The sequence below is a fragment of the Xanthomonas pisi DSM 18956 genome (assembly GCF_001010415.1).
Lineage (GTDB): Bacteria > Pseudomonadota > Gammaproteobacteria > Xanthomonadales > Xanthomonadaceae > Xanthomonas > Xanthomonas pisi.
This window is the reverse complement of record NZ_JPLE01000037.1, coordinates 46,735-58,172: the sequence shown is the minus strand read 5'-3', so window position 1 is coordinate 58,172 and position 11,438 is coordinate 46,735. Positions and strand designations below refer to the sequence as shown.

Annotated in this window: 7 protein-coding genes; 6 read left to right on the top strand and 1 reads right to left on the bottom strand. The window is 68.1% G+C overall.

Going from position 1 to position 11,438, the window contains the following annotated elements:
* Nucleotides 1-561 precede the first annotated feature (561 nt).
* The 6 genes from Y887_RS09930 (at nt 562) to Y887_RS09905 (ending at nt 10,745) form a co-directional block, all read left to right on the top strand.
* A complete protein-coding gene (locus Y887_RS09930; protein WP_046964173.1) occupies nt 562-4,149 on the top strand; it encodes a lamin tail domain-containing protein in 3,588 nt (1,195 codons plus the stop codon).
* A 177-nt stretch (nt 4,150-4,326) separates the two neighbouring features.
* Nucleotides 4,327-5,415 (top strand): pyruvate dehydrogenase (acetyl-transferring) E1 component subunit alpha, encoded by a 1,089-nt coding sequence (gene pdhA / locus Y887_RS09925; RefSeq protein ID WP_046964172.1) that lies wholly within the window; start codon nt 4,327-4,329, stop codon nt 5,413-5,415.
* Nucleotides 5,408-6,478 carry an alpha-ketoacid dehydrogenase subunit beta gene (locus Y887_RS09920; protein WP_046964171.1) on the top strand — a complete coding sequence of 357 codons (1,071 nt, stop codon included), beginning with the start codon at nt 5,408-5,410 and terminating at the stop codon, nt 6,476-6,478. The genes pdhA and Y887_RS09920 overlap by 8 nt, the downstream gene beginning before the upstream one ends.
* A gap of 1 nt (nt 6,479) precedes the next feature.
* On the top strand, nt 6,480-6,863 hold the full coding sequence (locus Y887_RS09915) for an SH3 domain-containing protein (RefSeq protein WP_046964170.1): 384 nt from the start codon (nt 6,480-6,482) through the stop codon (nt 6,861-6,863).
* Nucleotides 6,860-8,419: a dihydrolipoamide acetyltransferase family protein gene (locus Y887_RS09910; RefSeq protein WP_046964169.1), complete on the top strand. Its 1,560-nt coding sequence runs from the start codon at nt 6,860-6,862 to the stop codon at nt 8,417-8,419. The genes Y887_RS09915 and Y887_RS09910 overlap by 4 nt, the downstream gene beginning before the upstream one ends.
* A gap of 1,030 nt (nt 8,420-9,449) precedes the next feature.
* Nucleotides 9,450-10,745 (top strand): DEAD/DEAH box helicase, encoded by a 1,296-nt coding sequence (locus Y887_RS09905; protein ID WP_046964168.1) that lies wholly within the window; start codon nt 9,450-9,452, stop codon nt 10,743-10,745.
* A gap of 193 nt (nt 10,746-10,938) precedes the next feature.
* Here Y887_RS09905 and Y887_RS09900 read toward each other — a convergent pair whose 3' ends face one another.
* Nucleotides 10,939-11,271, bottom strand: coding sequence for a DUF6172 family protein (locus Y887_RS09900; protein WP_046964167.1), 333 nt, complete (start codon nt 11,269-11,271; stop codon nt 10,939-10,941).
* Between the last annotated feature and the right edge of the window lie 167 nt (nt 11,272-11,438).

Sequence of the window (11,438 nt, the reverse complement as noted above, 5' to 3'; positions counted from 1 at the left end):
GCGGTTGGCGGTTGGCGGTTGGCGGTTGGCGGTTGGGAGTGGATGGGCGTTGCCGCCGGGATGGAATCGAACTGCGCCGGTGCCGTCCAGGTCGGCAGCCATTCGAGGCGTGGCCCCAGTGAATGCGCATCCCGGGTGGCCGGGATGGATGAACCAGGCGTCCGTTGCTCTTCCGCATCCGATGCGAGAGCGTGGATGCCTGCGGCGTCTGGTTGGCGCCCCGTTCCGGGGCTGGGCGGGCACAGCCCGCATTGCCTGGCTACCTGGCTGCTTTCAGCGCTGGGCCGCCGCGCTCGGGGTCAGCCGGCTGCCTGCACAGCATGCCGCGCAAGACCCGGCGACTCATCGGACGCCGCACCTCCGGGCGTGGCAGACGGGGAGGTGTTTCGCTTCTGAACCACCCGGCCAGCCGCCAGCGCAGTCGCAGCCACTGCGCCGGTGTCACCGTATCGTCAACCAAGGTCTGCAAATTCATGCAGAATCGAACGGCGCTGCCGGCCAGGGACGTGGCCGGACCAGGGGAGCGTTTCACGTCTCACAGGATCAGGGGACTCTCATCTCATGCATGTGTTGCAGCGTCGTGCAGCCGTATTTCTCTGTGCGCTGGCGGTTGCCGGCCACGCCAATGCCCAGGTCGTCATCAGCCAGGTCTACGGCGGTGGCGGCAATAGCGGGGCCACCCTCCGCAGCGATTTCATCGAGCTGCACAACATCGGCAGCACCACGGTCAGCCTGGACGGCTGGTCGGTGCAGTACGCCTCGGCCGCCGGCAGCAGCTGGCAGGTCACGCCGCTGGCAGGCAGCGTGCCGGCCGGCGGGTATTACCTGGTCAAGCAGGCCGATGGCAGCGGCGGCAGCGTTGCGCTGCCCACCCCCGATGCCACCGGCACCCTGGCCCTGAGCGGCACGGCCGGCAAGGTGGCGCTAAGCGCCACCGCTTCCGCACTGAGCGGCACCTGCCCCACCGGCAACGCCGACCTGGTCGGCTACGGCAGCAATGCCAGCTGCGCCGAGGGCAATGCGCCCACGCCGGCCCCCAGCAATACGCTAGCGGTGCTGCGCGCAGGCGAGGGTTGCACCGATACCGACAACAACGCAGCCGATTTCGCCACCGGCGCGCCGGCCCCGCGCAACAGCGCCAGCGCCGCGCGCCTGTGCAGCGGCGGCGGCCAGCCGATCGCCACGCTGGCCGATGTCAGCCAGGCCGAAGGCAACAGCGGCACCCGCAGCGTCGTGTTCACGCTGAGCCTGAGCCAGCCGGCCGGTGCGGGCGGGGTGAGCTTCACCGCCGCCACGGCCGATGGCACGGCCACCGCCGGCAGCGATTACATCGCCCTGCCCGCCACCAACTTCCGGATCGCCGCTGGCGAGCGCAGTGCCAGCATCACCGTGGATGTGCTGGGCGACACCACGCCCGAGCCCGACGAGACCTTCGCGCTGCAGATCAGCGGCCTCACCGGCGCGTTGCCGGCCACGCTGCGCGCCACCGGCACCCTCCTCAACGACGACTTCAGCCTGCTGCCGATCCACGCCATCCAGGGCAAGGGCGCACGCTCGCCGCTGGAAGGCCAGGTGGTCGCCACCTCGGGCATCGTCACTGCCCGCCGCAGCGCCGGCTTCTTCCTGCAGGCCCCGGATACCGAAGCCGATGGCGATCCGTCCACCTCCGAAGGCGTCTACGTCTATACCGGTAGCGCGCCACCGGAGGCAGCGGCCATCGGCAACCGGGTGCGGGTGCAGGGCACCGTGATCGAGTACGTGCCCACCGCCGACCCGACCCAGCCGCCGCTCACCGAAATCGGCGGCAGCGTCACCGTGCTGGCCGATTCCACCGGCAACCCATTGCCGATGCCGGTGGCCTTGAGCGCGAACTTCCCCAACCCCAACGGCGCCTTTGATCAGCTCGAAGCGCTGGAAGGCATGCGCGTGGCCGCCGCCAGCCTCACCGTCAATGCGCCCACCGGCGGCAGCGTCAACGAGGTCAACGCCACCGCCACCAGCAATGGCGTGTTCCATGCCGTGGTCACCGGCGTGCCGCGCGCCTACCGCGAACCGGGCGTGCAACTGCCCGACCCGTTGCCGGCCGGCTCGCCGGCGGGCGTGCCGCGCTGGAACACCAATCCGGAAGTGATCGCCGTCGGCAGCGCCGGCGTGGGCGCCGAGCGACTGGATCTGGCCTCCGGCTGCCAGGTGCTCAATGTGGTCGGCCCGCTGGACTACAGCTTCCGCCGCTACACGCTGTATCCCGAGCGCACCCCGCAGGTGAGCTGCAACGGTGCCGACCAACCACGCCCGGCGCCGCGGCCACAGGCCGACGACGTGGCCGTGGCCACCTACAACATGGAGCGTTTCTTCGACGACCAGAACGACCCGGCGATCGGCGAACCTGTGCTCACCCCGGCCGCGTTCCAGGGCCGCCTCAACAAGGCCTCGCTGGCGATCCGCAACTACCTGCACACGCCCGACATCCTGGGCACGGTGGAAGTGGAAAACCTCAGCGTGCTGCAGACCCTGGCCGCACGCGTCAATGCCGATGCAGTGGCCGCCGGCCAGCAGGACCCCAGATACGTGGCGTACCTGCAGGAAGGCAACGACGTCGGCGGCATCGACGTCGGTTTTCTGGTCAAGACCGCCGACGTGGCCGCCGGCGTGCCGCGTGTGGAAGTGCTCTCCATCGCCCAGGAAGGCAAGGCCACCACCTGGGCCGAGCCGGCGGGCGGCGTCAGCCTGCTCAACGACCGCCCGCCGCTGGTGATCACTGCCAACGTGCATCAGGCCGACGGCCGCACGCTGCCGCTGACCGCCATCGTGGTGCATCAGCGCTCGCTCAACGGCGCCGAGACCGACGACGCGGCCGGTACCCGCATCCGCGCCAAGCGCCAGGCCCAGGCCGACTATCTGGCGCGCCTGCTGCAGACGCGTCAGCAAGTGAATCCTGACGAACACGTGCTGGTGATGGGCGACTTCAACGCCTTCGAGTTCAACGACGGCTACGTGGATGCGATGGGCACCGTCACCGGCAAACCGACGCCGGATGCGCAGACCGTGGTGGGCGGCGACGGCGCGGATCTGGTCGACCCGGACTACACCGATCTGACCTGGTTCAACACGCCCGATCAGAGCTACTCGTACGCCTTCGACGGCAACGTGCAGTCGCTGGATCACATCCTGGCCAACGCTGCGCTGATGCGCGCACCCAACATCGCGTCGCTATCGGTGGGCCATGCCCGCATCAATGCGGACTTCCCCGGCACCGCGCGCAACGATGCCAACACGCCCACGCGCTTGTCCGATCACGATCCGACCGTGGTGCTGTTGCGCATGACCAAGCAGGTGAACGCGGACTTGCGGGTGGCTGTCACCGCAGCGCGCGACCAGGTGGTCGAAGGCGAGCGCATCGACTACACCGTGGATGTAGAGAACCGAGGGCCGGATCGGGCACCGTTCACTGCGCTGGCGTTGGTGTTCGACCTGCCGGCACGGGCGCGTCTGACTGCCCCGACGGGCTGGATCTGCCAGAACCAGACCAATGCCACACAGACCACGTTTACCTGCAATATCCCGGTGCTTGCGGCGGGATCTGCGCAGAGTTTTGCTGTGCAACTGGATGCCGGCTCGGACCTGGCCGGACGCACCCTGACCCTGGCCGCCTCCGTGGCTTCGCAATCGCCCGACCCGCAGCCGGACAACAACACCGACACCGCGGCCGTCGTGGTGCAGGCACGGCCGCAGCCGCGTAGCGACCTGGCGGTGCGGTTCGATGGCCCGGCCAGTCTGCCGACCACCGCGTTCAACGCCAGCTACCGCGTGCTGCTGGACAACGTCGGTGCCGCGCCGGCCCAGCGCCCCGGCCTGGTGATCGAGGGCAATACGGTGTCTGCGTTGTCGCAGCTGGTGCCGCCGCAGGGCTGGCGCTGCGACAAGCAGGTGCAGTCGCTGCGCAGTGCACGCTTCGTGTGCAGCAGCGCGGCAGTGGTGCTGCCGGGCGCGCAGTTGGCCTTCCAGTTGAACGTGGCAGCCAAGCCGATCCCGGCCGACGGTGCGATCCGCGTGCAGGCCAGGGCCACCTCGGCATCGCCGGATGCGAACCCGGCCAACGATTCGGCGCTGATCGTCACCCCGATCGGAGGCGGTGCCGGGCGCCGCTGATCGCAGTGCACCACGTCGCAGTTTCTTACTGCGACAAAGGGCGCGGCCTGGTCCGCGCCCTTTTTTTTGTGCAACCCAGCATCATTGTGTGCTGCGGTGCAGGACAGCGTTTTGCTTCGCCGTCCTTAACATGGCAACTCATATCATTTGAAACTTCTTGATGAAGGTGTCGCCGCAATGAGCGTAGCCGCGCAGTTCCAGATCCAATACCTGCAATACATGGACGCGGACGGCAACTTCGTCCGCGACGACCTGCCGGCCGACGCCGCCAACCCGCAAACCCTGCTCGCCCTGTTCAAGCGCATGCTGTTCGTGCGCACCTTCGACAGCAAGTCGGTGGCCCTGCAGCGCACCGGCAAGCTCGGCACCTACGCCGCCTGCCTGGGCCATGAGGCCACCCATGTGGGTATCGGTGCATCGATGCGAAGCGGCGACGTGTTCGCGCCCAGCTACCGCGAGTACGGCACCATGTTCGAACGCGGCGTGCGCCCGCGCGACGTGCTGCTGTATTGGGGCGGCGACGAGCGCGGCAGCGATTATCCGCGTGATGCCGATGCGGCCATCGACTTCCCGATCTGCGTGCCGATCTCCACCCAGTGCCTGCATGCGGCCGGCTCGGCGCTGTCGTTCAAGCTGCAGAACAAGCCGCAGGTGGCGGTGGCCTGCTGCGGCGATGGCGGCAGTTCCAAGACCGACTTCTATGCCGCGCTCAATTCGGCCGGCGCCTACAAGTTGCCGCTGATCCTGTGCGTGATCAACAACGGCTGGGCGATTTCGGTGCCGCGCTCGGCGCAGACCGGTGCGCAGACACTCGCGCAAAAGGGTTTGGCCGGCGGCCTGCATTGCCTGCAGGTGGACGGCAACGACCTGATCGCGGTGCTCGAAGCGATGCGCCAGGCGCGCGTGCGGGCGCTGGCTGGCGACGGCGGCACGGTGATCGAGTTCATGACCTATCGCCTCACCGACCACACCACCGCCGACGATGCGCGCCGCTATCGCGGCGAAGACGAGGTCAAGCAGGCGTGGACGCGCGAACCGCTGCTGCGTCTGAGGACCTATCTCACCGCGCAAGGGCTGTGGGACCAGGAGCAGGAGGACGCGTGGAAGGCCGAATGCGGCGCGCGTATCGACGAAGAGGTCAACGCCTATCTCAATACCCCGGTGCAGCCGGTGGAAGCCATGTTCGATTACCTCTACGGCGACCCGCCGGCCCAGTTGCTGGGCCAGCGCGCCGAAGTGATGGCCCTGGAGGCGCGTCATGGATGAGCTCAAGCATGTGCATGCGGAAACCTCGCACCACGCCAGTGCCCCCTACAACGCCGCAGCCACGCGCGGAGACAGCGCCATGAGTTCGCCCATCACCTTGATCGAAGCCATCACCCAGGCGCTGGCCTGGGAGCTGGAGCACGACCCTGCGGTGCTGGTGCTGGGCGAGGATGTCGGCGTCAACGGCGGCGTGTTCCGCGCCACCGCCGGCCTGCAGCAGCGCTTCGGCAGCGAGCGGGTGCTGGACACGCCGCTGGACGAAACCACCATCGCGGGCCTGAGCGTCGGCCTGGCCGCACAAGGCATGAAGCCGGTGGCCGAAGCGCAGTTCGACGGCTTCGTGTACCCCATGGTCGATCACCTGATCTGCCACGCCGCGCGCCTGCGCAACCGCACCCGTGGCCGCCTGCATTGCCCGATGGTGCTGCGCGTGCCGTGGGGCGGCGGCATCCGTGCACCGGAACACCACAGCGAAGCCAACGAGGCCATCTTCACCAACGTGCCCGGCCTGCGCGTGGTGTTGCCGTCCTCGCCGCAGCGCGCGTACGGCCTGTTGCTGGCCGCGATCCGCGACCCGGACCCGGTGATCTACATGGAGCCCAAGCGCATCTATCGCCAGTACAAGGAAGTGGTCGCCAACGATGGCGAAGCGCTGCCGCTGGACGTGTGCTTCGTGCTGCGCGACGGCACCGACGTCACCCTGGTCACCTGGGGCGCGCAGGTCAAGGAAGCGCTGGAAGCGGCCGACAAGCTCGCCGGCGAAGGCATCAGCGCCGAAGTCATCGACGTGGCCACGCTGCGCCCGCTGGACTTCGACACCATTGCCGAATCGGTGGCCAAGACCGGCCGCTGCGTGATCGTGCAGGAAGCCCCGCGCACCGCCGGCTTCGGTGCCGAGATCGCCGCGCAGCTGGCGGAAAAATCGATGTACGACCTGCTTGCGCCGGTCGAACGCGTCACCGGTTACGACACGCATATCCCGCTGTTCCGGCTGGAGATGAAGTACCTGCCGAGCGTGGAGCGCATTGTCACCGCAGCGCGCCGCGCGGTGGCTGCGGGCTGACATGCGCGCCCGTCTGCTTTGCGAACATCGCGCCGCCTACGCCAACCCGGTCCGCTTTCAGGCGGGCCGGCAGGTAAGCGTGGGCGTACGCGATGAAGAATGGCCGGCGTTTGCCTGGGTCACGACCGACGACGGCCGTGCCGGCTGGGCGCCGCTGGCCTGGCTGCGCCCGCTCGGCGACGGCCTGGCCGAAGCGCTGCGCGATTACGACGCACGCGAACTCGATGCCCGCCAGGGCGAGGACGTGTTGCTGCATCACGAACACGGCGGTTGGTGGTGGTCCGAGCGTGCCGATGGCGCGCAGGGCTGGCTGCCGGCGGCCGACCTGGAACTCCTCGACGACACCACGCCGCAGTTGCCTGCGGTGCAAGAGAATCTGCCATGAGCGAAGCTAAGAATTTTCATTTGCCCGACCTGGGCGAAGGCCTGCCCGATGCCACCATCGTCGAGTGGTTCGTCAAGGAGGGCGACAGCGTGCGCCTGGACGACCCGCTGGTGTCGATGGAAACCGCCAAGGCCGTGGTCGAGGTGCCTTCGCCGTTCTCCGGCACCGTGGTCAAGCTGGCCGGTGCGGCAGGCGATGTGATCGTGACCGGCTCCATGCTGGCGCAGTTCGCACTGGATGCCTCGCAGCCGCAGCGCGCCGATGGCCAGGACACCGGTCATGGACATGGTCACGGCGGCAGCGCACAGGCGGCAACGCCGAGCACCGGACAGAGCGCAGCTGGCCCGACCGAACGTGTGGTCGCCTCCGACAACGGCGGCGAGATCGCCGATGCGGATGCAGATTCCAGTGCCGCAGGCGAGCGCGATGACGCCGGCACCGTGGTCGGTGCGATGCAGAGCTCCAACACCGTGCAGAGCGAACAGGCCATCGCGGTCGGCGGCGTCCGCGCCATGCCGGTGGTGCGCGCGCTCGCCCGCAAGCTGCGCGTGGACCTGGCGCAGGTCCGCGCCACCGGGCCGGACGGCACGGTGACGCTGGCGGACGTGAAGCAGGCGGCTGCTGCAGGCACCGCGCAGCCCTCACCCGGCGCGCATGGCGCGCCGACCTCTCCCGCCAGCGGGAGAGGTGGTGCGCTCGCGAGTGGTCCGTTCGCCGAAGGTCCGTTCGTTCGCGGTCCGTTCGCTGAAGGTGGCAGAGCCACCGGGAGCGCTGACCACGGCAGGGATCGCCCGGCAATCGCGTCCCTTCTCCCGCCTGCGGGAGAAGGTGCCCGCAGGGCGGATGAGGGCCAGCCCCGCTCCACTCTCTCCACCAGCGGCAAACCCATGCGCACCCAGCCACCAGGCGTGGTCGCCAAGGGCCAGCCCGAACAGCTCAAGGGCGTGCGGCGCAATATGGCGCGCGTGATGGCCGATGCGCACAGCAAGGTGGTGCCGACCACGCTCAACGACGATGCCGACCTGCACGCCTGGCAACCCGGTAACGATGTCACCGTGCGTCTGGTGCGTGCCATCGTGCGTGCATGCCAGGCCGTGCCCGCGCTCAACGCCTGGTTCGACGGCGATGCGCTCAGCCGCACCCTGCACAACCAGGTCGATATCGGCATTGCGGTGGATACCGAAGAAGGCCTGTTCGTGCCGGCGCTGCGCAATGCCGACATGCTCGATGCGCATGGCATCCGCGAAAGCGTCAACCGGCTGCGCCAGCAGGTGGAAAACCGCAGCATCGCCGCTTCCGAATTGAGCGGCTACACCATTTCGCTGTCCAACTTCGGCATGTTCGCCGGCCGTTACGCCACGCCGGTGGTGGTACCGCCATGCGTGGCCATCGTCGCCGCCGGCCGTGCGCGTTACCAGCTCACGCCGGTGATGGGCGGGGTGGAAACCCACAAGGTGATGCCGTTGTCGTTGACCTTCGACCACCGCGCCGCCACCGGCGGCGAAGCCGCACGCTTCCTGCGCGCGCTGCTGGACGATCTGGCGCTGGCCAACTAACGGGCGGATTGCAGAAACGGCCGCGCCCACCGCTCGGTGGGTGCGGTTCGCCTCGTCGCATCCAACCACGCGCGACCGGACCCGCGGTTCGATGAGCTCGCCGCTTGCGGAACCCGTGGCGGCATGGAGGCCGCGGTGGAGCCTTTATTGCTTCGGATTCCGTGTCTTGCGAGCTTGAATATTGCGGACAGATCACTCGTAGAACGGCCGACCTGCGGCCTGGCTGCAGGGCCCTTGCCCGCCCACCGTCGCGGGACACGCCGCAAGTACGTCCTTGTAGGCTCTTACGCGGCATCCATGCCGCGTAAGGTCCCGCGACGGTGGGCAGGCAAGGACCAGTCAAGATGGTCGGTGTGCATGGTTACAAGCAGGGCATGACGCGGCGTCTGGATTGCGGCGCATCCGATCAGTTGCAAACCCCAGGTTTAGCTGCAGGACCCTTGCCGCCCCCCCCCATCGCGGGACACGCCGCGAGCACGTCCTTGTAGGCTCTTACGCGGCATCCATGCCGCGTAAGGTCCCGCGACGGTGATCGACAAGGACCAGTCGAGGGGTCGGTGTGCACGGTCAAGAGCGGTGCGCGATGTGCATCGTTGGAGAACGATGGGCGGGTTCAATGGCTCAGTGGTCGATGCATGTGGAGCAAGCAGCTTTTCATTCGACCACCGACCAACTTTCTGGTGCGGTGCCCTCGCCGGTTGCGGGACCCTTGGCGGCATGGATGCCGCCAAGGAGCCTCCACGGATGGATTCACGGCGTGTCCCGCAAGCGGTGAGGGCACCGCGCACTCGACGGACCAGTCTGTTGATTCAAACATCTGATCGCCCCTAAGAATCCATGGGGTCGAAATCTTGACTGCGTTACGCGTTGTGCTGCGATGGATCTGGACGATATGGAGAGACGCGCTGCCGCGCAGCGGTTCTGCGCTCTGGTTACAGCGCCCTGCCCGCCTATCGATGCATTGCCCAGCGGCAACACCGCATGACGTCCTACCGACCATTGCAGCGCAAATGCCTGGATAATCGCGGCCATGTCATTTGCCCATCTCTCGCTGTCGCCGCAGCTGCAGCCGTTCTTCGACACCGCGCTGAGCAAGGCCGGTCATCGCACGCCCACGCCGATCCAGCAGCAGGCCATCCCGCCAATGCTGGCCGGGCGCGACCTGATCGCGATGGCGCAGACCGGCTCAGGCAAGACGCTGGCCTACGCATTACCCCTGCTGCAGCAACGCATGCTGGCGCCAGACACCGCGCCACGCGTGCTCGGTGCAGTGGTATTGGTGCCCACGCGCGAACTGGCGGCGCAGGTAGACGACACGCTGCGTCAGCTGGCCGCGCACCTGCCACGTCGTCTGAAGACGGTGGTCGCCATCGGCGGCAGTTCGATCAACCCGCAGCTATTGGCGCTGCGTGGCGGTGCCGACATCGTGGTGGCCACGCCCGGCCGGTTGCTGGATCTGGTCGATCACAACGCACTGCGCCTGGGCGAGGTGGCCACGCTGGTGCTGGACGAGGCCGACCGCTTGCTGGAGCTGGGTTTTGGCGCGGAGCTCGATCGCATCCTGGCGTTGTTGCCGGCGCAACGGCAGAGCGTGCTGTTTTCGGCCACCTATCCGCCGGCCATCGCCGCGCTGGCCAAACGCCGGCTGCGCGACCCGCTGCGCATCACCATCCAAGCCACGCCCGAGCAGGCCCCGGCGATCGAACAGCGCGCCATCGCGGTGGATGCCGGCCAACGCACGCACCTGCTGCGGCACCTGCTGACCGAGCACGGCTGGTCGCACGTGCTGGTGTTCGTCGCCAGCCGCCACACCGCCGACAAGGTCGCCGAAAAACTCACCAAGACCGGCATCAACGCACAGCCGCTGCATGGCGAGCTGAGCCAGGGCCGCCGCGAGCGCACCTTGCACGCGTTCAAGCAGCACCAGGTGCAAGTGCTGGTGGCCACCGATCTTGCCGGGCGCGGCATCGATATCGATGCATTGCCGGCGGTGGTCAATTACGACTTGCCCCGCTCCACCGTGGACTACACCCATCGCATCGGCCGCACCGCGCGCGCTGGCGCCAGCGGGCTGGCGATCAGTCTGGTCACTGCAGACAGCCAGGCGCAATGGCGGCTGATCGAAAAACGTCAGGGCCTGCGCGTGCCGATCGGCGTTGTCGCCGGTTTCGAGCCGACCCAGACCTCGGCACCGCCGACACCGCAATCGCAGGAGGCAGCGGCGCGTCCGGCCGACGCCAACGGCGGCATCAAGGGCAAGCGCCCCAGCAAGAAGGACAAGCTGCGGGCAGCGAAGGCGGCCGCACCACCGGACCCGTCGCATTGACGCTGTGCCAGGCGGGCACCTCAGTTGACACGTTCGAACCGCAGCGTGCGCCAGGCATAGGGTAAGCGCACTGCATGCGCGTCGCCTCTACGGCAGGCTCGCCAGCCAGCGCACGCCTGACGGCAGCGGGGACCACAGCAGCACCGGCAGACCTGCATGCAGTCGCGCGCCTGCCCGGCCCGCACCCTGCGCATCAGTCCTGCTCGAAGTCCAGCTCGCCGCCGTGATCGCTGTCGCCGGCAACCCGCGGCGTGCGCTTGCCCGGCTTGCGCAGGATCTCCACGAAATACTGGTCGCCGCCTTCGCCGGTCAGCGCATTGATCGCACGGATCAACTCGGCCGGCGGCAGCGGCGCGGCGCTGGCCTCGTCCACCCCGAAGCGCATGTCGAAGTCCCAGTAGTCCGCGCCGTCGGGCAGGTCCTTGCGGCGCTCGCGGCGGATGTACTTGCGGATATCGTTCTTGCTGGCTTCCAGCAGACGGTCGCGGTTCTTGCCTTCGAGGTTGAGCTGGTAGGTCTTGCGCATGGGGACATCGGTTGGGGAACTGGCCGCCTATTGTGGGGCCACGCGGGCGTTGTGGGTGAATCGCCCGCGTCCAGGCGTGCCGCGCGACCGCTGCATGCCCCTGTGGCGTGCGGGCGACCGCGCTGTCATCGCCAGTTCTGCGCGGACCACGGCGATTTGGCCCGGAA

Coding starts and splice junctions, on each gene's coding strand:
- Y887_RS09910 (WP_046964169.1), top strand. CDS start 6,860: ATGAGCGAAGCTAAGAATTTTCATTTGCCCGACCTGGGCGAAGGCCTG.
- Y887_RS09920 (WP_046964171.1), top strand. CDS start 5,408: ATGGATGAGCTCAAGCATGTGCATGCGGAAACCTCGCACCACGCCAGT.
- Y887_RS09900 (WP_046964167.1), bottom strand. CDS start 11,271: ATGCGCAAGACCTACCAGCTCAACCTCGAAGGCAAGAACCGCGACCGT.
- pdhA (WP_046964172.1), top strand. CDS start 4,327: ATGAGCGTAGCCGCGCAGTTCCAGATCCAATACCTGCAATACATGGAC.
- Y887_RS09905 (WP_046964168.1), top strand. CDS start 9,450: ATGTCATTTGCCCATCTCTCGCTGTCGCCGCAGCTGCAGCCGTTCTTC.
- Y887_RS09930 (WP_046964173.1), top strand. CDS start 562: ATGCATGTGTTGCAGCGTCGTGCAGCCGTATTTCTCTGTGCGCTGGCG.
- Y887_RS09915 (WP_046964170.1), top strand. CDS start 6,480: ATGCGCGCCCGTCTGCTTTGCGAACATCGCGCCGCCTACGCCAACCCG.